The 23,429-nt window shown below is 64.5% G+C and carries 18 protein-coding genes and 1 tRNA gene; 10 read left to right on the top strand and 9 right to left on the bottom strand.

The genetic code is table 11. From position 1 onward, the window contains the following. Positions 1 to 14: 14 nt before the first annotated feature. Entirely contained in the window at positions 15 to 749 is a 735-nt protein-coding gene (locus H4O11_RS06340) for an SDR family NAD(P)-dependent oxidoreductase (RefSeq protein WP_182338556.1), read from the bottom strand. Between the two features lie 265 nt (positions 750 to 1,014). Here H4O11_RS06340 and H4O11_RS06335 point away from each other — a divergent pair, with 265 nt between their 5' ends. The 5 genes from H4O11_RS06335 (at position 1,015) to H4O11_RS06315 (ending at position 10,389) form a co-directional block, all read left to right on the top strand. Next, positions 1,015 to 3,864: a TonB-dependent receptor plug domain-containing protein gene (locus tag H4O11_RS06335; RefSeq protein ID WP_182338555.1), complete on the top strand. Its 2,850-nt coding sequence runs from the start codon at positions 1,015 to 1,017 to the stop codon at positions 3,862 to 3,864. Between the two features lie 37 nt (positions 3,865 to 3,901). Further along, positions 3,902 to 5,143, top strand: coding sequence for an MFS transporter (locus H4O11_RS06330; protein ID WP_220466632.1), 1,242 nt, complete (start codon positions 3,902 to 3,904; stop codon positions 5,141 to 5,143). Then, on the top strand, positions 5,140 to 6,060 hold the full coding sequence (locus H4O11_RS06325; protein ID WP_182338553.1) for an alpha/beta hydrolase: 921 nt from the start codon (positions 5,140 to 5,142) through the stop codon (positions 6,058 to 6,060). The genes H4O11_RS06330 and H4O11_RS06325 overlap by 4 nt, the downstream gene beginning before the upstream one ends. Next, positions 6,057 to 7,307: a hypothetical protein gene (locus tag H4O11_RS06320; RefSeq protein ID WP_182338552.1), complete on the top strand. Its 1,251-nt coding sequence runs from the start codon at positions 6,057 to 6,059 to the stop codon at positions 7,305 to 7,307. Before H4O11_RS06325 ends, H4O11_RS06320 begins: the two co-directional genes overlap by 4 nt. A 64-nt stretch (positions 7,308 to 7,371) precedes the next feature. Continuing rightward, positions 7,372 to 10,389: a glycosyl hydrolase gene (locus H4O11_RS06315; RefSeq protein ID WP_182338551.1), complete on the top strand. Its 3,018-nt coding sequence runs from the start codon at positions 7,372 to 7,374 to the stop codon at positions 10,387 to 10,389. Positions 10,390 to 10,514: 125 nt separating this feature from the next. On the opposite strand, the gene H4O11_RS06310 is transcribed toward H4O11_RS06315, so the two are convergent. Genes H4O11_RS06310 through H4O11_RS06295 form a run of 4 tightly spaced genes read right to left on the bottom strand, consistent with a single transcriptional unit; the run spans position 10,515 to position 16,244 of the window. Next, positions 10,515 to 13,400, bottom strand: coding sequence for a YyaL domain-containing protein (locus H4O11_RS06310; protein WP_182338550.1), 2,886 nt, complete (start codon positions 13,398 to 13,400; stop codon positions 10,515 to 10,517). A 34-nt stretch (positions 13,401 to 13,434) separates the two neighbouring features. After that, a complete protein-coding gene (locus H4O11_RS06305; protein ID WP_182338549.1) occupies positions 13,435 to 14,355 on the bottom strand; it encodes a dihydrodipicolinate synthase family protein in 921 nt (306 codons plus the stop codon). A gap of 16 nt (positions 14,356 to 14,371) precedes the next feature. Next, entirely contained in the window at positions 14,372 to 15,553 is a 1,182-nt protein-coding gene (locus tag H4O11_RS06300; protein ID WP_182338548.1) for a mandelate racemase/muconate lactonizing enzyme family protein, read from the bottom strand. Position 15,554: 1 nt separating this feature from the next. Further along, complete coding sequence (locus tag H4O11_RS06295; protein WP_182338547.1) at positions 15,555 to 16,244, bottom strand: GntR family transcriptional regulator; 690 nt, start codon at positions 16,242 to 16,244, stop codon at positions 15,555 to 15,557. Positions 16,245 to 16,404: 160 nt separating this feature from the next. On the opposite strand from H4O11_RS06295, the gene H4O11_RS06290 reads away from it, so the two are divergent. From H4O11_RS06290 to H4O11_RS06280, 3 genes are read left to right on the top strand one after another with little or no spacing between them, the layout of a single operon-like run. Beyond that, complete coding sequence (locus H4O11_RS06290; RefSeq protein WP_182338546.1) at positions 16,405 to 17,538, top strand: DUF4432 family protein; 1,134 nt, start codon at positions 16,405 to 16,407, stop codon at positions 17,536 to 17,538. After that, the gene (locus H4O11_RS06285; protein ID WP_182338545.1) at positions 17,535 to 18,173 is read left to right on the top strand and encodes a bifunctional 4-hydroxy-2-oxoglutarate aldolase/2-dehydro-3-deoxy-phosphogluconate aldolase; all 639 of its coding nucleotides are present in this window, start codon (positions 17,535 to 17,537) and stop codon (positions 18,171 to 18,173) included. Before H4O11_RS06290 ends, H4O11_RS06285 begins: the two co-directional genes overlap by 4 nt. Next, a complete protein-coding gene (locus tag H4O11_RS06280; protein WP_182338544.1) occupies positions 18,170 to 19,189 on the top strand; it encodes a 2-dehydro-3-deoxygalactonokinase in 1,020 nt (339 codons plus the stop codon). The genes H4O11_RS06285 and H4O11_RS06280 overlap by 4 nt, the downstream gene beginning before the upstream one ends. Positions 19,190 to 19,233: 44 nt before the next feature. Here H4O11_RS06280 and H4O11_RS06275 read toward each other — a convergent pair whose 3' ends face one another. After that, positions 19,234 to 19,569 (bottom strand): hypothetical protein, encoded by a 336-nt coding sequence (locus H4O11_RS06275; protein WP_182338543.1) that lies wholly within the window; start codon positions 19,567 to 19,569, stop codon positions 19,234 to 19,236. A 470-nt stretch (positions 19,570 to 20,039) separates the two neighbouring features. Between H4O11_RS06275 and H4O11_RS06270 the strand changes: the two genes are divergently transcribed. Then, the gene (locus tag H4O11_RS06270) at positions 20,040 to 20,303 is read left to right on the top strand and encodes a helix-turn-helix transcriptional regulator (protein WP_182338542.1); all 264 of its coding nucleotides are present in this window, start codon (positions 20,040 to 20,042) and stop codon (positions 20,301 to 20,303) included. 41 nt (positions 20,304 to 20,344) lie between these two features. Next, positions 20,345 to 21,649, top strand: a complete 1,305-nt coding sequence (locus tag H4O11_RS06265) for a type II toxin-antitoxin system HipA family toxin (RefSeq protein WP_182338541.1) — start codon at positions 20,345 to 20,347, stop codon at positions 21,647 to 21,649. A gap of 190 nt (positions 21,650 to 21,839) precedes the next feature. On the opposite strand, the gene H4O11_RS06260 is transcribed toward H4O11_RS06265, so the two are convergent. From H4O11_RS06260 to H4O11_RS06250, 3 genes are all read right to left on the bottom strand, one after another. Beyond that, positions 21,840 to 22,118 (bottom strand): Arm DNA-binding domain-containing protein, encoded by a 279-nt coding sequence (locus tag H4O11_RS06260; protein WP_182338540.1) that lies wholly within the window; start codon positions 22,116 to 22,118, stop codon positions 21,840 to 21,842. A gap of 170 nt (positions 22,119 to 22,288) precedes the next feature. Beyond that, positions 22,289 to 22,364, bottom strand: a tRNA-Ile gene (locus H4O11_RS06255). A 72-nt stretch (positions 22,365 to 22,436) separates the two neighbouring features. After that, positions 22,437 to 23,339, bottom strand: coding sequence for a cyclic nucleotide-binding domain-containing protein (locus H4O11_RS06250; protein WP_182338539.1), 903 nt, complete (start codon positions 23,337 to 23,339; stop codon positions 22,437 to 22,439). Positions 23,340 to 23,429 lie beyond the last annotated feature (90 nt).

Genomic DNA, 23,429 nt, shown 5'->3' with positions numbered 1-23,429 from the left:
ATTGGGCGATGCAATCAGCGTCTGGCGATGCTCGCGCCGCCGTCGATCGGCACGCACGCCCCGGTAATCCACGACGCCTCAGCTGAGCACAGGAACAGCAGCAATGCGGCAACGTCGGCAGGCGTGCCGAGCCTGCCCAGCGGATGCCGCAGGACGTTGTTGGCCAGAGCTGCTTCCGGATCGTCCTGGAGCGCGAACGAGGCACGCAACAGTGGCGTATCAACAGAAGCTGGGGCAATGGCGTTGACACGGACGCCGTGCGGGGCCAGTTCCAGCGCAAGCGTGCGCGTCAATGCATCGAGTCCGCCCTTGGAACTGGCGTACGCCGCCAGGCCCGGCGCACCGAAATGGCCATTGATCGAAGACACGAGAGCAACCGCGCCTCGGCCCGCGGCGATCATTGCCGGTGCGAATGCCTGCACCATCCGCACCGCGCCCCCTACGTTGACATCGTATACGCGGGCAAAAGCCTGCGGACTGGACGCCAGGGTGGTGGCGAACTCCGTGGTGGCTGCAGCATGGACAACGATGGACGGATCACCCAGCTCCGCGCGTACATGCGCAGCGGCCGCTTCGACGGAACAGTCATCGGCCAGGTCACATGCCAACGCTACTTGGCCCAACTCCGGCTTCACCTTGTCCAACGCAGCCACCATGGCCCCTGCTGCGGCGAACCGCCGACAGGTCTCCGCGCCTATGGCACCGGCCGCACCGGTGATCACCACTATCTCGTTGTCCAGCCTCGTCATGGAAATCCTCCGTTGTGCTGCGCTGCAAGATTGACACTGGATCCTGTGCGCCTTAATACTAAATTTCAGATTTTTGATATTACACAGTGCAAACCAATACGCCAAGCAATCCGTCGGCCCTGGGAGGGGCCATAGCGGCTTCTGGCATCGCGTCCCTGCCCACGGTAATCCACCGTAGCCAAGGGGAAACGATGCCCCGGTCCGCCACCCTGCTTGGCCCCAACAACTCAAGCTTGACGCCGGACAGCCGTGGGAGAAGTTTCAGATGGGGAAGCCCAACCGTTTGTTCCATGCAATGCAGGTCGCCCTGGTGGCGGGTGGTGTCGGCCTTTTGCCGACCACGGCCGCATTGGCGCAGGATGCACCCGCGCAAGCCACGACCAACCTCGACTCCGTGCAGGTTGTCGGCTCCCGGATCAAGCGCACCGACTCCGATACCTCGCAGCCCATCCTTGCGCTGTCGCGGGAAGACATCGATGCACAGGGACGCACCACCATCGGCGAGGTCCTGCAGGCCATCACCGCCGCCGGCGCGGCCATCAACAGCAACATCAACTCCGGTGGCAGCGGACAGAACCGGGTCAGCCTGCGCAACCTGGGCAGCGCCCGTACGCTTATCCTGGTCAATGGCCGTCGCTGGGTCGGTGGCACCGGGCTCAGCGGTGATGTCGACCTCAACTCCATACCCACCGCCGCCGTCGAACGCGTCGAAGTCCTCAAGGATGGTGCATCTGCGATCTATGGCTCCGACGCCATCGGTGGCGTGGTCAACATCATCCTGCGCGAGAACTTCGACGGCGCCGAGTTCAATGCGTACCACGGCCAGTACGATGTCGGCGACGGCGCGCGCAACAGCATGGATTTCACCATCGGCACGGTACGCGACCGCTTCTCGGCGGTGCTCGGCGTCAGCAGGATCGAACAGGACGCGGTTGGCGCAGGAGATCGCGATATCTCGGCAGTGCCTGTGTATGGCGCTACGCCGGGGTTCCGTGGCGTAGCCAATACACCCGATGGCCGCTTCAGCCTGGCACCGAACGGCAGCAGTCCATTCACCAATGACGGCCCGGGCACACCGTTCCGTCCGTTCCGCTCAAGCGACAACTACAACACCGCGCCGGATCGCTACCTGTCGGTCGACCAGGAAATGAACTCGGTGTTCGGCAACGCCACGCTCGACCTGACCGATAACCTTCGGCTCAAGCTCACTTCGCAGTACGTCGAGCGCAAGACGGACCAGTTGTTGCCGGTCAACGCGGTGGTATTCGGTGGCCTGGGCAATGCCTATGGCCGCGACATCGCCATCAGCGCCGACAGTGTCTACAACCCGCTTGGCCAGGACGTGCCCTGGGGCGGTCGCATGATCACCGAGGCCGGCGGACGCCTGATCACCCGCGACGTTGATACCACTGCGATCAACCTGGCCCTGGAAGGCACATTCACCGTCGGTGGCCGCTACTGGGATTGGGATGCAGGCTATTTCTTCGGTCGTACCCGTAGCCACGACACTGGCCTCGGGCAGCAGGACTACCGGCGCATACGCGACGCCGTGGGTCCCTCCATGCTCGATGCCGGCGGCAACGCCGTATGCGTCGGCACGCCCGGCGACCTGTCCACCGCCATCCAGGGCTGCGTGCCGCTGAACCTGCTCGGCGGTGCGGGCAGCGTCACCCCGGAGATGGTGGACTACATCGATTTCGTTGAAAGCAGCCGGCTGGGATACGAGCTGCGCAGCATGTTCGCCAACGTGACCGGCGAACTCGTGCAACTGCCGGGTGGACCGCTGGCCTTTGCGGCCGGCCTCGAACGGCGCGAAGAAAGTGGCTACGACATTCCTGATGCGCTGATTGCCTCGGGGGTCACCAATGGCAACACACGTGAGCCCACGCGTGGCGAGTACGACGTGGACGAGGCCTACCTGGAGTTCGCCGTGCCGTTGGTGGAAGGCCGGCCTGGCATGCAGTTGCTGGAGCTGAGCATCGCCACGCGCTATTCGGACTACAGCAACTTTGGCAACACGCTCAACAGCAAGTTCGGCTTCCGCTGGAAGCCGCTGGACAGCCTGATGGTGCGCGGCAACTGGAGTGAAGGCTTCCGCGCGCCGTCCATCCGCGAGCTCTACCAGGGCCAGGCCAGCAACAACCAGCAGAATGTCACCGACCCATGCGCCGCCACCCTGCAGGGACAGCCATTGCCCAATCCAGTGAGCTGCGCGGGCGTGCCCGCCAGTCTGGACCAGTCGGCCTCGACGCTGAGCGTCACTGCCGGCGGCAATCCCGAAGTCGGCCCGGAGACCTCGGTGTCCCGCACGCTAGGCATGGTCTACAGCCCTGCCTGGGCGCCGGGGCTGGATCTCTCGGTTGATTGGTTCGAAATCAAGATCGACGACACCATCGCCACGCTGGGTGCACAGAGCGTGCTCAACCAGTGCTACCGCGCCGGCAACAACGATATGTGCCGGCTGGTCAGCCGCAACGATTTCGGTCAGATCACCGAGGTCCGCAACCTGCGCACCAACCTGGGCACCGTAGAGGTAGAGGGCTACGACCTGTCCGCGAGCTATCGCCTGCCCGAGCATGACTGGGGCCGCCTGGCCATCCGCCTCGACACTACGTATTTGGCGCGCATGGAATCGGATTCCGGGCTGGACATCGGCGGTAGCGGCATAGAGAGCGGCGGTAGCGGCAACCAGGTCGGCACCGGCAGCAATTGGCGCATCCGCTCCAATCTGATGCTGTCGTGGCAGCTCGGCAATTTCGGCGTCAACTGGAACGTGCGGTACTTCTCGCGCCTGCATGAAACCTGCACCAGCCTGGGGAATGAAGCGCGCGTGGTGTGTTCCGATCCAGAGCGCTATGTCGATGGCCTTGTCGCCGGACCGGGCGACACATGGGTTGTCGCCCCGGTTTGGCAGCCACGCAATCGTATTCCCAGCGCGGTCTACAACGACATCAACGCATTCATGGACCTGCCCTGGAATGCGCGCGTGACCTTGGGCGTCAACAATGCCTTCGATCGCGATCCACCGATCACAGTGACGTCGCCCAACAGCTTCGGGCCGGAATACGAAATCCCGGGACGGTTCTTCTACATGCGCTACCACCAGTCCTTCTGATGGCAACGACGACGACATGGCAGCCGGAGTGCGGACAGTGAGCGTCGTTGACGGCTCCCCCTCGTTCCGCAGCCGCGCGCGCTGGGGGATCCTCGCCTTCCTGTTCCTGTCGACGGTGTTGAACTACGTCGACCGGCAGACGCTCTCGATCCTGGCACCCATCGTCCAGGCCGACCTGGGCATTGATGACCGCGGCTACGCCACGATCGTGCAGTGGTTCCTGATCGCCTACACGCTGGCACACCTTGGTGCCGGTTGGCTCACCGACCGGCTTGGCTCGAAGCTCGGACTGGCGCTGTTCGTGGGTTGGTGGTCATTGGCCAACATGCTCACCGGGCTGGTGCAGAGTGCGGCGCAGCTCGGTGCCGCGCGTTTCGCACTGGGCCTTGGCGAGGCTGGCAATTACACCGCGGCACCCAAGACGGTGGCCGAGCGCTTCCCCGCGCAAGAACGCGGTTTTGCGGTAGGCGTGTACACCGCCGGCGCGATGGTCGGCGCGACGATCGCGCCGCCGTTGATCGGCTGGTTGGCGCTGGCGCACGGCTGGCGCGCCGCATTCATGGCCACCGGCGCGCTTGGCTTTGTCTGGATCGTAGGCTGGTGGCTGGTGCATCGCGGCGCGCCCCTGGTCACGGCGGACACGGATGCCACGGATGAAGCGGGCGGTCGCGGGGGATGGCTGCCGCTGCTGCGGCAGCGCCCGGTATGGGGCCTGGCGCTCGCGCGCATGGTGACCGATCCGGTCTGGTACTTCTATCTGTTCTGGTTCCCGAAATACATGATCGATGACCGCGGCATGGGCCTGATGCAGATGGCACAGGTCGCGTGGATCGTCTACCTGGCCGCGGACATGGGCAGCCTGATCGGTGGCTGGGGCTCTGGCCGTCTGGTACGTCAAGGTCTGACGCCAGCGCGCAGCCGACTGTGCCTGATGGCGGGCGCTGCGTTGCTCGCGCCGCTGGGAGCATCGATTGCCGGCGGACCATCGATCACGATGACCTTTGTATTCGCGGCAATAGTCGCTTTCTCCCACCTGGTATTCCTGACCAACCTCACCACGCTCGCGGTCGACACCTTCCCCCGTCGCCACGTGGCGACGATCTTCGGCATCATCGCCGCCGGCAGCGGCCTGGGCGGCATGCTGTCGACCAGGCTGGTGGGCGAGTTTGCCAGCGCGCAGTCCTACGGCACCGTGTTCCTGGCGATGGCGGTGCTGCATCCGCTGGGCTGGGTGCTGGCCTGGTGGGCGGTGCGGCGACCACGCGGTAACGGGGAATGAAGACGGTGGCGGCAGCTTGCGCAGCAGCGCTTGCTGCTGCCCTGGCCGCGCCTTCGCCCGGGGCGGCGGCGATGGAGGTACAGCCACGGCAGGCGGCCATCAAGAGCCGCGTAGATGTGCGCTACCACGTGGTCGCGGGCCGTGCCCTGCACCTGGATGTGCATCGTCTTCAGTCGTCACGGCCAACGCCGGTCCTGGTGTTCGTGCATGGCGGCGGCTGGAGCCGGGGTGCGCGACCGCCACGTGCATCATTCGAGGCCGCATTTGCGATGGGGTTCTCGGTGGTCGCGGTCGAATATCGGCTGGCCGATGAGGCTCCCGCGCCGGCTGCAGTGCGTGATGTCCGCTGCGCACTTGCCTGGGTAGGGCGCGAGGCAGCGACGTTGGGCTTCGACCGCAGGCATATCGTGGTCGAAGGCGCTTCAGCGGGTGGCCACCTTGTGTTGCTTGCAGTAGCCGCGCGGGACGACCCCGAATTCGACGCAGGCTGCGGCCGGATGCCAGCGATTGCCGCCGTCGTCGACCGCTACGGCATCACCGACCTGGCCGCCTGGCATCCCGCCTCCGGCGCCGTCGACCGTTGGCTCGGCCCGCATGCCGGGGACGCTCGATACCTGCGACAACTCTCGCCGCTGGCGCGCCTGGACAGCCGCATGCCGCCCTTGTTCATCGTGCACGGCGATGCCGATCGGGTGGTGCCGCTGGCCCAGTCGCAGGCACTGTTCGCCGCCGCCACCGCGTTGGGCGTACCGGTAACACTGCACGTCGTAACTGGTGGCGGGCATGGTGCCTTCGATGCCGATGCGACGGCGCGACTCGATGTCGCCCTGCGTACGTTCTTGCGGGCGCAGCACGTGCCCGTGCTCGACGGGAGTCCGGCCCCGCTTCCGGATGCATCCACGGGAGAACCACCATGAACGCAACCCTTCCCTCGCCTGCATCGCGTCCTGCGATCGCGCTGGCTTTCACGCTGGCCTGCGGCACCGCCATGCCGGCCGCAGCGCAGGTGTTCGCGCCCCCCATCCTCGCCACCAGCGGCGACGTGCAGACATTCCACGACAGCAACCTGACCAGTTGCGGAAGCACCAAGGTGCATATCGACGGCCCGGTCCGGACATTCCGCGATCAGTACGATGTCGTGCACATGACTATCGGTGATCCGCAGGCACGCGCCTGGCAATGGACCGGCAGCCCTGCCGACTTCATTGCCCAGCCATCCACGGCCGCGCTGGACTGCACCCCGATCATGTTGGGAAATGTTGCCAACAACCAGGTTGACCGCTTCGACCAGAAAACCTTCCTGCAGGCGCTGTATTTCGATCCGCAGACCGCCCTCGTCTACGGCTACGGGCACGAAGACTATTTCGGCACCCGGCTTTCCGATCCGGATTGCCACAAGGGCGGCGTGGTCGATGGCAAGCCGCAGTGCTGGTACAGCGCGGTCGCGATCTGGAAAGCCGATGCGCTGAACACGTCCCCCGCTGGACACCTGTCCTTCGGAAAGCTGAAGTCGGTGCCATGGCACGTTGCGATCTACCCACATGTGGTCTATCCCGGCGATGGCGGCACGCCGCTGGCGGGATGGATCGGCTATGGCGCCCCGTCCAACATCGTCCGTGGCTTTGACCAGGATGGCAATCCGGATGGCTACCACTACATGTTTGCATACACCAGCTCGGGATTCGGCGACCAGGACAAGGGCGTATGCCTGTTCCGCAGTGACGATCCCTCGCTGCGGCAGAACTGGCGCGCATGGAATGGCAGCACCACCGCGCCGGCCTATTCGCAATCAATGAACAACCCCTACATCAGCACCACCGCGCCGTGCGCCGTTGTCAATCCAGGTACGTTCGCATCCTACGTACGCAGCATCCACTGGCACGCGCCGTCGCGCCATTACATTGCCGTGTTCCGCGATGGCAACGGTGTGCGCTATGCCACCTCACGCGACCTGGTGAACTGGAATCCATCGCAACCGTTGCTGACGTCAACGTCGGGCCAGGTCAATTATCCCGCTGTCATCGATTTCGACGCTGACGGCAGCGATCATAATTTTGGCCAGGTGTATGGACAGGGGCATACCTATCTGTACTTCCGCACATCAGTAGTGAGCGGCCATACGCGCATCAATCGCCAGAAACTCGATGTCACCAACTATCCGTAGCGATGTGCCGCCGCCGTTGCGTGTGCCCGCCGCACGCAACTGCCGCCGGGCAACAGCGAACAGGGTGCGATGGTCGGTCCTGGGTTTGGCGGCGATGCTGCTGGTGCGCGCGCCAGCGCACGCCGCAGACGATCTGGAGATCGGATTCGCCGCGCCTCCGCGCGATGCACGGCCGCTGGGCTGGTGGCACTGGATCAACGGCAACGTGACGATCGAAGGCATCGATGCCGATCTCGCCGCGGCAAAAGCGGCTGGCATGGGTGGCGTGCAGATGTTCGACGTGGATATCTATGCACCCAAAGGGCCGGTCCGCTATGGATCCGAATCCTGGTTCAGCCACGTACGCCATGCCATCGATCAGGCCGACGCTCTGGGCCTGGAGTTCCATGCGATGAACACGCCAGGCTGGTCGGCGAGCGGCGGACCGTGGGTAACTCCCGAACGTTCGATGAAGCGCCTGGTCTGGAGCGAAACGGACGTCGGCGGCGGGGATGTATCCATGCCGTTGCCGCGTCCGGACCTGACGCCCGCCTATCCGGAACGCACGGTGCCAATGGCGCCCTACTTCGTCGATATCGCGGTGATCGCCGTCCCGCAGACTCGCGAACGGATTGCCGGGGGCCAGGCCAAGGCAGGCTGGGGCCCCAGGCCGATCATCCGCGATACCCGCACCCTGCCCGGCATACCGCCCGATAGCGTGATCGTGCTGTCGGACAGCATGGATGCCAGCGGTCACCTGACCGCACGCTTGCCGCCAGGCAGATGGACCCTGCTGCGCTTCGGCTACACCACTACCGGAAAGACCAACCATCCCGCAGTACCGGAAGGCCACGGGCTGGAAATAGACAAGCTGGATCCGGACGCGGTCGCGTTCCAGTTTGAACACTCGCTTGGGCGCATGATCCGCCAGGCAGGGCCACTGGCAGGGAAAACGTTCAACGGCGTGTTGTTCGACAGTTTCGAAGGCGGCTTCCAGAACTGGACGGGGGAGATGCCACGCGAGTTCATGCACAGGAAGGGCTATGCACTGTTGCCGTGGCTGCCGGTGCTGAGCGGACGCGTGGTGGGATCCCTGCAGGAAAGCGAAGCTGTACTTTGGGATTTCCGGCAGGTAATCGAGGAAATGATCGCCGACAACTATTTCGGCACCATGCAGCGGCTCGCCAGTCGCCATGGCATGAAGGTCTATTCCGAATCCCAGGGGGGACCGGTCACGCCGATGTCCGCCAATCGCCACGTCGATGTGCCGATGAACGAGTTCTGGATGCCGGAGGCAATGCCGCGCGCGGCGAAGATCAGAATGACGACGTCGGCGGCCACCTTTCTGGGGCGCAGGATGGTGGCCGCCGAGGCCTTCACCGCAAGGCCGGAACACGCGCGTTTCCAGAACACCCCTGCCAGCCTCAAGCGCGCTGGCGACCAGGCCTTTACGCTGGGACTGAACCGGTTCGCCTTGCACAGCTTCACGCACCAACCTGTCAGCAATGCCGCACCGGGATTCTCGCTTGGCCGCTACGGCACCCATTTCGGTCGGTTGAACACGTGGTGGCCGTATGCCAGTGACTGGATCGCCTATCTGTCGCGCAGTCAGTTCCTGTTGCAGCAGGGCAACCGAGTGGCTGATGTCGTTCTGCTGGTAGATGAAGACCTGGGCTATGCACTGCCCGATGCAGTCGAAACGTCGCTGCCTGGATACGATTTCGAGGTTGCCTATCCAGCGGACATAATGGCGATGTCGGTGCAGGACGGCGTGCTCAGGCATCCACGGGGCGCGGCATTCCGCCTGCTGGTTACGCCTGGGCCGGAGGTCTCGAAGACCTGGGTCGCCAACATCGCTACGCTGCGCAGGATCGAACAACTGGTAAGAAGCGGGGCGAGCTTGGCAGGATCGCCGCCGGCCGCGCCGGCAGGGCTCACGGACCTGAAGCAGCGCAAGGAGTTTGACCGCATCGTCGATGCGTTGTGGGCCGATCTCCCGGTACGCGGCGCAAAGCCGGTAGGCCGCGGCACCGTGCATGCGGGGCTGTCGCCGGCGCAGGTCCTGCAATCGAAGGGCGTCGCTCCCGACGTGCGTTGGGATGGCTCGATGCAGGACCCGCGCTTCATCCACCGTCGTGCGGGCGAGGTGGACATCTACTTCGTCTTCAACGATTCCGAACAGCCACGCCAGGCGCGGATCGAGCTGCGCCAGCCTGGCCGCATTCCCGAGATCTGGGATCCGGTGCGCGGCACGCTGGCCGACGCGGCACTGTTCACGCCCACGGCCACGGGTGTTGGCGTTCCCGTGCAACTGGAACCGTGGGGATCCACGTTCCTGGTGCTGCGCAGGCCTCTCCCATCGCGTTGGACCAGTGGCGCAGCGACGGCGGGCCTCAACCTGGCAGATCGGCCGGGCCGTTTGCTCACGCAGGCCAGGTCCGTACGGCTGGATCTGTCCGACCGCACCACGCGCACGGTCCACTTGCCCGCGCTGCCGCCAACGCTGGCGTTCACGCAGGGCTGGGAACGCGAGTTCCCCGGCCTTGGAGGCGCCGCCGCCAGCCGGCAGCGGATCGAAGGTCTACCGTCGTGGACGACGGACCCTGACCCGGCGATCCGCTTTCATTCGGGCACCGCGATCTACCGGACCGATTTCGATCTGGCGCAGATACCGGCCAACGCCGTCGCCATGCTGGACCTCGGCCGAGTGGCCGACATCGCGCGGGTGACGGTTAACAACCAGGATGCAGGTATCGCCTGGAAGCGCCCCTTCCGGCTGGACATCACCACCCGCCTGCATCCGGGCACGAACACGCTTGAAGTCCACGTCGCCAACCGATGGGTGAACCGCCTGATTGGCGATGCGGCGATTGCAGTGGATGCCGAGTATCAGAAGACGGGGACGTCCCCGTTCACCGATGGCCGCCTGCTGACGATGCCGGCGTGGATATATCAGCCGCGCGCGCGCGGTGCATGGCCGCGGTCCAGCTTCACGACGTGGAAACAGTACGACCCGGATTCGCCGCTGGTGCCGTCCGGACTGCTGGGCCCGGTCACGCTGGAATGGTGGGGAATCGTACCGTCCGCAGACGACACGCCCTGAGGCCACGCCCGGACCGCGGAAGCGATTCGGCGCTTCCAGATAGAAAGGCCCGCCAAGCACAATGCTTAGCGGGTCCTGTTCTGCCTGCCGTGCGCTTGGTCCCGCCACGGGTGCGGGACGCAGGGCTAGCGAGCCAGTCGGGCCTCGCGCGACCGCTGGCTGTCGCCGCCCGGCGTGATGCCTTCGATCGACCAGCGGAACTCGCGGGCGTCATCCGGCAGCGGCACGCTGAACTCCCATGGGAAACTGTCGTCCTCACTGGTTCCCGCCCGTCCATCGATGTGCCAATGCAGCCGCACGCGGCGGTAGTCTCGCTTCGAATCCTCCAGGAACACATAGGCCTGCTGCATGCCAGGCCCATAGCGCATCACCATGCCACGGGCAGCAGGCTGCGCAAGCCGTACCACGGGCTTGCGCCATGCACCTGCAGCATCGGCCGCCATGATCCTTGCCTGCAGCCCCGGACGGATGCCCGCGTCGGTGAGTACCACCGCAACCAGCCCCCGTGCCGGCACATCGATATCGAACGCGCCATCGCGAAGGACAGCGGGTGCCGCCGCACTGCCGTCAGCATGGAACACCTGCACCGCCTGCCCGCCGCTGCTCAGGCCCGGCAGATACGCTGGATCCAACCGGACCCGGCTTTGTACGGCCGCATCCGATTCATTCATCAGTGCCAGGTACAGGCGCTGGCTGTCCATGCTGCGAGCGGCGACGTAGTTGAGTTCCACTGATTCCGGCTGCACAAGTCCCTTCGGCATCCACAGCACTGCATCATCGTGGTCGTAGAAGCGTCCCACGCGGCCACCGTAGGCTTGGTTCTGCAGGTATGCATAGCCCTCGATGAACTCGGCAGGAAAGCGGATGCGGCCGTCGCTGCGGGTATCGGCATCGGTCACCAGATAGTCGAGCAGCATCGAGGCCATGGGCCAGATATGGTTGAAGTGGAACGAGTTGACGCTCAGCGCTTTGGGATCCCGCAATGGGTAGTCAGCCTGCTCGTAGATGGTCGTTCGCGCGGTGTTGATGTGATACCCAGGGAAATTTCTATAGCGACCGATGATGGACGAACGTGCAACATCCCGCAGGAAGGCATCATCGGTGAGCGTACCGATGCGCAGCAGCCAGGGCGCCCAGTTCGACATGAAGATGCCGCGATGGCCGGTGCTGGTGCCGGAAGATTCGGGGGTCAACCCAATCTCGGAAAGTCGCCACGCCGGCGCACTTTCTTCAAGCGCCTGCATCCGCTGGTGCCCCTTGCTGGCGAGGTAACCGTACAGCGGTGCCATGCCCCCTTGGTTCACCACCACCTCGCCATCCGGAATGGCCGGCGCAAACCAGACGAACTGGGTGAAAGTCCGCGCCGCCTGGTGCGCCGCTTCGAGGAAACGCGTCTCACCGGTGGCCTGGTAGAGTTCGGTCAGCGATGCGAAGTCAGGCACGAACTGGGTCCAGAAGAATGGCTCTTCGCCATGCACGCCCGCAAAGCCAGTCTGCGGCTGGGCCACGCGTTGCCGCAGATAGTCGTCGGCACCGCGCACCGCCGCATCGAGATAGGCACGTTCGCCACTGGCCCGGTACAGCGCCAGGCTGTTCTGCCAGGAGTCGCCCTGCTCGCGCACATCGAGATTGCGGACCCGCTCGCCGGCATACTCCTCCTTTGCCAGTTCGAGGAATGCAGGCGAGGCGCCGCGAAAGATCCGGTGCAGCGCAGCCAGTTCGGATATCGGCGCGGCGGGGCCCTTGAGCGTGTACGACGGATGCTGGATCTTCTGTGCCTCGTCGATGGTGAACAGGTACTTTTCCCGCGAGACCATGTACTCGATGTAGGGATGGACGCGCCGATCCCAGATCGCCTCATCGTCGGTGACCAGTGCCAGATCCAACGGATTGAGCGATGACACGTTCTTGACGGTGCCCGGTGCGTCGGTCTCGTAACTGGACCCCTTCTCGTCCTCGCGGAACTGCGCGAAAGGGCTCATGCCGTAGTCGACTATCCGCTCCAGCGTGCGGTTGATCGATGAGATGTCATTGTGGCGGTAGTCGTGGAACCCGTACAGATTGCGCGCGGTGTATTCGAATGCGGCTGAGATGTCGCCACGCCGGACCAGCGGCCGTATCACGAACTGGAAGCGGGCCCCAGCCTCCATCCGCGAACCCACGCCGCCCAGAACGGGCGCCGCCACCATGGGCTGCGCCATGCCGTCGGTATTGCGTAGTGCCACGCCAAAACGCGAGTTTCCGAATACCGGCAGCGGATCGAACGGGAATTCCGCTGCATCCACCACCACGCCTTCGGCCTGGCCGTCATGTGCGACCAGGGTGGTGGGAACCGGCGTGCGGAAAGCCAGGCTGAGATAGCTGCGGTCCGGGAAGCGCTTTTCGGTCCAGACCAGTGGTTGCCATATGGCATCCACTGCGGACGGTGCATGGGCAGGCGCACCGGCATAGACGACCGAGTAATAGCCTGGCGCACGCGGACGCAGTTCGAACCGCAACCGCGGCGGTGCATCCGCAGGCGCCGGTTCAAGCCACGCCTCGAGCGTGAAAGCAGGATCATCCGGGAACCGCCAGCGGTAGCCTGTGCCTTCGCGCGTGATCGACGTCGCATCGAGGCAAGTGCGCGGCGCAGCGTCGAGGAAGTCTGCCGTACGACCTCGGGTATCCCCCTCCAGGATGTTCGGATCGAAGCCGTCACCGACCTGGCTGGCGTCGCGCGCTACCGTGGCAATGGACGTCGCCTTGCTGCCCGACGCGATCCAGGTAGTGACGTTGTAGCGCGTGGCCAGCCCGGCCGGCAGCAGCTTGGGCGCCGGGTCTTCCGCCGCACGCAGTACGCAGAAACGCGTGGAGAACCGGGCGTGCGCACCGTCGGCGGCGGTGAGCACGAAGCCGTCCGTGTCTGCCGCTATCCGATAGGCAGCATTGCCGGGTGAACTGACCGGTTGCGAGGCGCAGCCGACCAGCGCCAGGGCGAGCAGGCTCGCGCCGACGTTCGATGAGTACCTCATGTTCCCTCCCGCTATGGTTACGTCGTGCGGATGCCTATGCCCATCCGAGTTCGTGCTGTGGCAGTTCCGAGCGCAGTTCCGCCACTTCGTCGAGTCCGCGCGCATCGAGACTGCGCGTGGGGTGCCTCACCCGGGCGCTGGCGATGACGCCGGCGGCGAGCAGGTTCTGTTTCATCACGGCCACGCCAAGCCCCGGCTGCAGTTCGTAGCGGATCAGTGGCAGGTAGCGCGCGAATTCCTCGCGTGCCGCGCGGCGCTCGCCGGCCGTCCACAGGTTCCAGATCTTGACGAATGCGGCGGTCAGATCGCTGCCGGGCATCGTGCCGATGGCACCGCGATCAAGCTCCTCGAGCAGGAACTGGCCATTCAATCCCCCGAACAGCAGCGGTGCCGATGGATTACCGTCAAGGATCGCGCTGATCTTCGGCGCGGTAGGTGGCGCCTCGACCTTGACATAACGCACCTGCTCCAGCTCCCGGCCCATGCGCGCGATCAGTGGTGCGCCGATGGCCACGCCACTCATCAGCGGCGCGTCCTGCACCATGATCGGGATGCGCACGGCGCGATCGATTTCCTGGAAGTAGTGAAAAACACCGTCGGCATCGGGCTTGAGGAAATACGGCGGCAGGATCATGAGCCCGTCGGCACCAGCCGCTTCGGCCTCGCGGCTGAGCGCCACCGCCAGATCCGTACCGGTGTGTCCGCTGCTGGCGATGACCGGGACCTGACCGTCCACTTCGCGCACGACCATGCGCAGGATTTCCTGCCGCTCCTCGCCGGACAGCGCATAGCCTTCGCTGGCATTGCCAAACAGCCCCAGGCCGTGCGCGCCTGCATCGAGCAGGAAACGCACCAGGCGGCGCTGGCTGTCCAGGTCGATGCTGCCGTCGTCGCGGAATGTCGTGTTGACAATCGGGAAGACGCCCTTGAAGGGCACGGAGGGTGATTGCGGCATGTCAACGTTCCTTGCGTCAAAGAATGAAAGGGGCGATCAAGCTCTCGTCGATCTCGATGCCCAGTCCGGGTGCCTGCGGCGGTGCGAGCGCGGTCGCGCCGGTCGGCAGTGGTTCACGGAGAAAGCGATTGGCGATGTCCTGCACCCGGGGATTGCATTCCAGGCGCAGGAAGTTGGGCGTCGCTGCCGCCAGGTGCAGGGCTGCAGCCAACTGCGGGCCCAGGCCAATGCTGACGTGCGGCGCAATCGGAACATGGAATGCCTGTGCCAGGCCCGCCAACTTGCGGCTCTCGGTCAAGCCGGAGCGGCCAAGGTCAGGTTGGAGCACTGCAACGGCGCGTTGTTCAAGGAAGGGCAACACCTCATAGCACGTGCGATAGCTCTCGCCGACGGCCAGTGGCACGCGGGTGCGCCGTGCAAGCGCGGCATGGCCGGCGACATCCTCGGGCATCAGTGGCGCTTCCAGCCAACCCACGTCGCGCGCCTCCAGTGCGGCGGCAAAACGGGCTGCGCTGGATTGATCCAGTCGCCAGAGCGCATCGACATACAGTTCTATGTCGGGGCCGAAGGCCTGCCGCAAGGCATCCAGTTCGGCAAGACAGGCAGCCGGTTCCTCGGCCATGAACACCTTGAAGGCATCGACACCTTGCGCGACAAGGCGGCGCGCCTCCTCCACCCGATCTCCAACGCTGGCTCCGGCCAGGCCAGAGACGTAACACGGCAGCGTCGTGCGGCATGGCCCACCGAGCAGGCGATGGACCGGTTGCGCGAATGCCTTGCCGCACAGATCCCATATGGCCAGATCGATTCCAGCCATCGCGTCCACCAGGAAACTGCCGGTATGCCCACGCACCCGCATGGCAGCGTAGAGGCGATCCCAGATCGCTTCCGGCGCCAACGCGTCCTCACCCAGCAACAGCGGTGCAAACAGCGTGCGGATGATCTCGCAGGTCACTTCCGGAGCCACCGGTGCCTGTGCCTCGCCCCAACCGACCAGTCCGCCGTCGGTATGGACGCTGATCAGCACGGTTTCCAGATGATCGGCAGCGTACAGGGTGCGGTAATGCGTGGCCCAGCGGTAGCGCTCGCCCGCATCGTCGCCCAGCGCCGCCGGCGTACCCGCGGTTCCCAGCGATTCCTTGACGTCGCGGGGGATCCTGACCGCCCATGCGGTCACACGTGTAATCCGCTGGCTCATCTCAGGCTGGATCCACCGATTGCGCCAAGGTCACGTCCTCGACCAGATCCTTGCCGGCGCGGCTGATGTGATCCCCCAGTACCTGCACCAGGCGCTTGGCGTCGCCGGCCTGCATGGCCTCGAGCAGGGCGCCGTGCTCATGCAGTTCAGCTTCCAGCCGCTTCGCGTCGGGGCGCTGCCTGGAATGAATCCGCGCGATCGTCAGGTGGGCGTTGAGGCTGCGATACATCTCCAGCAACTGCTGGTTGCCGGACGATTCAATGAATTGCATGTGCAGTGCGACATTGGCCCGTTCATGGTCCATGCGCTCCTGTTCATTGGTCACCGGCGTTTCCAACTGCCGCGTCAGCGAGGTGAAGGTGCGCAGCAGCGCCGGCGTCATCCGCGCCATCGTCAGTTCGGCCGCCAGGCATTCCAGCGCCCGGCGGATCTCGAAGATCTCCTCGACCATCTTCGGCGTGATGTCGGTGACGAAAGTGCCGCTGCGTGGGCGGATATCGATCAATCCCTCGGCAGCAAGGCGATTGATGGCGTCCTTGACCGGTGTCGGACTCACGCCGAGCTGGTCAGCGAGGGATTTGACGTCCAGGCGTTGCCCGGGGCGGAACGTAGAACCAAGGATGCTGGCGCGAAGCATGTCGGCCACCGAATCGCTGGCACGGGCGCGGGTAAGTCTAGGCAGAGTGTCCATGACCATGAGCCTGACAGATGATGTTTGATTTGTAAAATGATTAATCTGAAATTTTATACTTTACAAAATCGACACGCATGGCTAAGTTGAGAGCGTCTGCTTATCGGGAACCCACGTGAACCACGATTCCACTCGCCTACCGCCACCGGTGGGTGCTTCCATGACGCGCCTTGTCTACGAACAGGAACGCAATTCGGGTTGCCGGCTACGGGAATTCATCTATCGCGGGCATCGCTGCGTGTCGCTGGAAAACGCAGCGCTGCGGGTCGTGATTGCTGCGGACAAGGGCGCAGACATCATCGAGTTCCTGTACAAGCCGCTCGACATTGAATGCCTGTGGCATTCCCGCCATGGCCTGCGCGATGACCGGCATCTACGTTTCAGCAGCCCGCTCGAGGGTGGCCACTTCCGCGAATACTTCCCTGGCGGCTGGTACGAGATGCTGCCAAACGGCCCGCAACCCTGTACGCATCGGGGTGCCGCGTTTGGCCATCACGGTGAAGCGACCCTGCTGCCCTGGGACTATCGCATCGTCCGTGACGATCCCGATGGCGTCGGAGTGCTCTTCAGTGTCCGCCTCGGGCGTATTCCGCTGTACCTGGAACGGGCAATGTTTCTGGAAGGCAAGACGGGCACCGTCCGTCTCGAAGAGCGGGTGACCAATGAATCGAGACAGCCGGTGGAGTTCCTGTGGGGACACCATCCCACCTTCGGCGCACCGTTGGTCGAGCCCGGAACGCGAATCTTCCTGCCACCCGGCACGTCTGCCTCGACCGGCGACACCGTGCCCGCCGGATCGCGCGTCAGTGCGTCCGCACGCGGTGCATGGCCCCGCTTGGCGGCCGCCGATGCGGAGGGCCAGATCGACCTGTCCGTGGTCCCCGAGGTCGGCACCGACAGCCACGAATTCGTGCGCCTGGATGATCTCAGCGAAGGGTGGTTCGCAATCGTCAATCCACACCACGAGGTCGGATTCGCACTGCGCTGGGACGTGGGGACCTTTCCCATGGCGGGCCTGTGGCAGGTATGGGGCGGCGGCCAGGACTACCCTTGGTACGGCATGCCGCACCTGCTGGCGCTGGAGCCGGCGTCCGATCTGCCATCATTGTCCGAATCGGTTCGTCGCGGCACCGCCATCACTCTCGGCGGTGGTGAAAGCCGGTACACCGAGCTGGAAGCCACCGTCTTCGGTGGACACGCCACAGTGACCCATGTGGGTCCAGGGGGCGCCATCGAAGGCCATCATGGCCCCAGCCCATCGGATGCACCGGCCTCCTTTGGGGGACAGGCATGAACACCGATCCACAAGCAACCCTGGAGCTGATTGGCACCGGCCATGTTGTCGCCATCCTGCGCGGTGATTTCCGAGGTGCCGACGATGTGATTGCCGACGCACTGGCGTCGCGCGGGGTAACCTCCCTGGAACTGACCATCGATTCACCCGACTCCCTGGCACGGATCGCGCGACTGGCCGAAAGGATGCGCGGCCGCATGGCGGTCGGCGCGGGCACGGTGCTGACCATCGAGCAGGTGATCGCCGCCGCAGAGGCAGGTGCCACTTTCATCGTGTCACCGAATCGGAACCGCGCCGTCATCCAGACGGCGGTCGCTACCGGACTGGTGGCCCTGCCTGGCTGCCAGACGCCCTCGGAGATCGTCGAAGCGGTGGAGGCCGGGGCACAGGCGGTGAAGCTGTTTCCCGCCGAGGTACTGGGCCCGGCGTTCGTACGCGCGCTGCGAGGACCCTTGCCCACTCTGCGCCTGGTGCCAACCGGGGGCGTCACTCCGGCGCTCGCGGCAGAGTATCGCGCCGCAGGTGCGTGGGCGGTAGGCGTAGGCTCCGATCTTGTCGGACGGAGTGGCGCCGACAAGGTGGACGCTATCGATATCGGTAAGCGCGCCAGCGCTTTCGTGGAGGCAATGGCATGAGCGTCGATACGCAGGCACCCGTACCGACAGCAGACCGTCTGTTGATCGACGGCGGCACCACCACCACGCGCGTCTGGTCAGTGCGCGGCACCCGGGTGCTGGCGGAGATGCGTGCTACCGTCGGCGCCCGCGACACCGCGCGTGATGGCTCCCCTGAGGCGCTGCATCGTACCGTCGCCGACCTGCTTGGCCAGGCGTCCGCCGCCGCTCAGGAATGTGTGCCCGGATGGCGCGCACAGGACGTCGTCGCTGCCGGCATGATCACCTCGCCGCTCGGTCTTGCAGAGGTTCCCCACCTTCCTGCCCCTGCGGACCTGCACGCGTTGGCGATGGGTGCGCGCGTATTCTCGCTGGCGCATGTGTCCTCGCTGCCGATGCTGCTGTTGCCGGGCATACGCTGCGGCCCCACCGTCCCGACGGTGGACGGCATTGCGGATTTCGACGTGATGCGGGGCGAGGAGGCCGTCTGCCTGGGCCTGCTTGAAGGCGGCATGCTGAAGGACACCGGCATCGCCTTGAGCCTGGGATCGCACTGGAAACTGGTCGAGATCCTGGACCGCCGGATCACCACCTGTTCGACCACCATGGGCGGTGAGCTGCTGCACGTACTGCGCACCCAGACCGTCCTGAGCGCCAGCGTGGACAACGAACTGCCAGCAGCATTCGGAACCGGCGACATGGACATGCTGCAGCGTGGCCTGCGCGCCAGTGAGGTCCATGGGCTGCCGCGCGCTGCCTTCATGACCCGGCTGCTGGAGCGGGTGCCTGGCAGCGACAGCCGTGGTCGTTTGATGTTCCTGCTCGGCGTGGTCATGGCTGCCACCCTGCAGGCCTGGGAAGATCAGCTGAAAGGACGGCAGGTCCTGCTGCTTGGTGCCCGCCCGATCTGCGATGCCTGGCACTTCGCGCTGTCAGCTGCCGGTGCGGAACCCAGGACGGTGGAACCCCAGGAGGTGACCGCAGCGTATGTCGGTGCCTTGGTCCGTGCGGCCGATATCGTGGCGGAGGCTCGATGATCCGGTGCCGTGCTGCGTGCCTGCATGTCCTGGTCGTGGCAAAGTCACTCGTTCCTGACCAGGAGCACCACGCCAGCCGGGTCCGACGTCCAAAGCCCGTTCACCTCGTCCAATGGCTCCAGCTCGTCCCTTCGCGGGCTTCCCAGCTGTTCGAGCGCACGATCTGGATCTTCGGTGAACAGCTCCAGCCATACGTCAACCTGGCTTTGCCTCTCCACGCGATCAATCCATAAGGTCATGTCACCGAAGACAAATCCGACGCTGTTCGTCAGTTCCTTCTTGACCTTCAGCCCGACCCTGTCGCGGTAGAAGGCCACCGTACTGGCCCACTTGTGGAGTGGCACCTTGATGGCGATGTTCTTGCCCGGCTTGATTTCCATGATCCCTCCGGTTGTGGACGAGACCACTGTAGGGGCTTCAAGGGCTGAAAAAGATAACGAAGTGCGCGAAATCCGATATCCCATCGGTTGCGGGGGGCTCCGCCCTGATCTTCCTCCGGCTGACCTATGCCGTTGCGGAAGGCGACGACAAACTGAAGCTGGCTCTCAATTTCGCCACGGTCCTGTTCGCATTCCTCGCCCTGCTTAAGCTCGGCAACTCGGCATACACAGCCGATCGGGCGAGCGCCCCCGTTGCGGGTGCTCGAAGTGCTGCTGCGCCTCTACAACAGCCAGCACACGGCGCTGCAGAAAGCGAGGCTGGCGCGGCAAGGACGGACGGCCTTGTACAGCTCGTGGACCCGCTCCCTGCTTCACGGCTTGATCGCCTTGTTAGATACAGCCTGTGTTGCGTATTTCCATAAAACAGTATATAAGCTGTAATCCCATAATACAGCCCAAAACCTGTATCCATGAACCAGTACACCGTCCACGCCGCCGAGCAGCTGCCCGCCCTGCTCAAGGCCTTCCGCAAGGAAGCCGGCTTGACGCAGGTCGAAGCCGCCTTGCGACTGGGCATCACCCAGCAAACGCTGTCGGCCCTGGAGCGCAACGCGCAAAAGGTCAGCGCCGAGCGGCTGTTACAGCTGCTGAGCCTGCTCGGTGTAGAGATGGTGCTGCAGAAGAAATCCGCCAAGCAGGTGCGTGATCCCGCTCGTGGGGCTCCCGCATGGTAACGACACGACCAACCTCGCGCCCTTCCCATCTCGGGCTGTGGATGAACGGCGAGTTTGTCGGTACTTGGCATATCGCATCCGACGGCGAAGACGTGCTCGAGTACGACTCGAGTTGGAAGGCCTCGCCGCAGGGGCGGCCACTGTCGCTCTCCCTGCCATTCGCACCCGGCACGCCCCATCTCCGTGGACCGGAGGTCACCGCCTATTTCGAGAACCTGTTGCCCGACAGCCGGGACATCCTGGAGCGCGTCGCCCGCCGCTATCGGGCCCGCTCCATCCGCGCCTTCGATCTGCTGTCCCAGGTGGGCCGCGACTGTGTAGGCGCTGTGCAGGTCCTCCCGGATGGCGTCAGCCCCTCAGGGGTGACCACGGTGGACGCCACGCCGATGAGCGCGGCAGACGTGGCAGCGCTGTTGCGCGGGACGGTGTCGCCGCCCTTAGGCGCGATCGAGGAAGCAGCCGATGGCGATCTGCGGATCTCCATTGCCGGAGCGCAGGAAAAGACTGCTCTGCTGTACTTCGATGGCCAGTGGCATCGTCCGCATGGCGCCACGCCGACCAGCCACATCCTCAAGCTGCCGATGGGCTTGGTCGGCAACATGAGGCTCGACCTGAGCCACTCCATCGAGAACGAATGGCTGTGCTCGCGCATCCTGCGCGCCTATGGCTTGCCGGTCGCCGAGTGCCAACCGGTGCAGTTCGAGGACATGAAGGCGCTGTCGGTGAAGCGCTTCGATCGCGCCTGGCTGCCCGGCCCATGGCTTGCGCGATTGCCGCAGGAGGATTTCTGCCAGGCCACAGGTACCCCACCGCTTCTGAAGTACGAAGCCGATGGCGGGCCCGGCATTGATCGCATCATGGGAGTACTGGCCACCTCGCTACACCCGGAGCGAGACCGGCGAGATTTCTTCCTCGCGCAACTACTGTTCTGGATGCTGCGCGCACCCGATGGACACGCCAAGAACTTCAGCCTGTTCATTCGCCCTGGTGGCAGCTACGAGCTCACGCCGCTATACGATGTGATGTCGGCCTGGCCGGTGATCGGCGAAGGCCCGAGCCGGATCTCCGAACACAAAATCAAACTGGCCATGGCCATCCGCAGCAAGAACGCGCATTGGAAGATGAAGGACATCCACCGCCGGCATTGGATCGAACTGGGCAAACGCCATGGCGTGGTTGGCAGCGCTGGCGAATCGTTGGATGACCTGATCGATGCTCTCATTGAACGCACGCCGACCGTGATCGGCGAGGTTCGCGGACAATTGCCGCCGGCTTTCCCGGCGCACCTAGCCGAAACAATCTTCGGTGGTCTCGGCAGCGCAGCCCGGCAGCTTGAATGCATATGATTTCTGCTTGTGGACACAAGCGGTTATTCCGTTTCACCCGACCAGGATATCGATAGAGTCGACACATGAACATCGCCGCAAGAAGATCGCACCGCGGGGACGAGTACCAGCTCGCTGTCGCCGTACACTGGTTGATCAGACTACTGGGGTCGCGTCCGTCCAAGTGGACGCAGTCTCACTTCCGGCATCGTCAGAGACGGTCGATGTAGACGATATTGTCGTCACCTAAAACAATGGCACGACTCGACATATACAAGCCAAGAAGAACCAGCCTAACCATAGTCGTTGGCAAATATCTGATTCTGATCTCACCCAGTGCCGCCATGCGGGCCTTGCCGTCGTGGCGGTAGCGATAGCGCCAGACCATCGCGCCTGTGGGACGGACCTCGATGCACAGCCCGTTCGTGCCAGCCACGCGGTAGACGACGGCCTTTGGCTTCAGGTGGCGCAGCTTGGTGTCGGTCAACATGGGATGTGAGTAACGCGATTGTGAGTAAGGGCCTGCTGGGTGCCAGCCCTTACTCACAACGTTACTCACACCTGCCGGGACTCAACGGGACGCCTTGGGGCGCCAGGAACGAAAAACCCCCTGATTTCAGGGGGTTTCGGCACTACACGGGATTTCCTTGGACTTCAGGGTGGTGGGCCCACCAGGATTCGAACCTGGAACCAAAGGATTATGAGTCCTCTGCTCTAACCGTTGAGCTATAGGCCCGCGCGCGGCCAGCAAGTGTAATGCAGGTACGCCTCCGCACTCCAGACACTGCTACGTCATCCGCGCAGCCCCTCACACCGCTTCGTATGGTCCCTGCGCCTCGAAGTAGCGGCGCAGCCGCGTGCACACCGGGGTCAAGGCGACATCCAGCCCACGGTCATCAGCCGGCACCCAGTGCAGGTTGACCACGCCAGCCAGGTCGGTGACGGAGGTCGCCCCGCTGCGCGCTTCCAGAAAAACAGTACGGTTGCTGCCCAGCACGCCCAACAGCACGCCGGTTTCCAGCAACAGTTCGTCACGTGTGGCGGGCCACGGCCCCTGCGCAGCGGTGGCATCGCCGAGCACGATGGCGAAATCCACGCCGGCCGCCATTTCCTGCAGGTGCTGCACCGATTGGCCGCCGCTGCGGACCAGGCCTTCCTGCCAATGGCGCACCACGAACCCCTCGCTGCCCAGCATGTCCTGGACCACCAGCGCGGCGGCGGTGGCCAGCGTGGATGCCAGCAGCAGCACCCGGGTCCGCTCGCGCGCACTGCCGATATGGTCGTTGCGCTGGTACAGCCGCCGCGCCAGTTCCTGTGCCACATAACGATGGATCTGCGGGAACTGCTGCGCCAGCTCATCCAGCCGTGCGGCGCTGACACGGGCAACCACGCTGGGCTGGGCGGCGATCACCGAAGCCGAACGGATCTGTGCCGGCTGCATCGCGGCCATCTCGCCTACGTGCTCACCGGCGTGGCGCTGCGCCACCCGCTTGCCGTTGACGAATACATCAAAGGCGCCGGTAAGGATCAGGTACACATCATTGTCCACGCCACCCTGGTGGATGACGGCGGCGCCGGTCTGCGCTTCCAGCAAGGTCACGCTGCTGGCCAATGCCTCTGCAAGCGCCTTGTCGCCACGTACCAGTTTCTGCTCCGACAGCGCGTACAGCAGGTTGCGGCGACCTTCATCGCCGGTAAAACGAGCCAACATTGACGTCCCCCTGTGGACTGCATCCGTTCTGGATGGCATTTCGAGCTTAACTACAAGCTGTAGCCGGAAACACACGTTTACGGCAACCGG

It is taken from the genome of Stenotrophomonas tumulicola, assembly GCF_014117215.1.
Taxonomy (GTDB): domain Bacteria; phylum Pseudomonadota; class Gammaproteobacteria; order Xanthomonadales; family Xanthomonadaceae; genus Stenotrophomonas; species Stenotrophomonas tumulicola.
The sequence above is the reverse complement of the archived record's forward strand: the minus strand, read 5'-3'. Positions and strand labels throughout refer to the sequence as shown.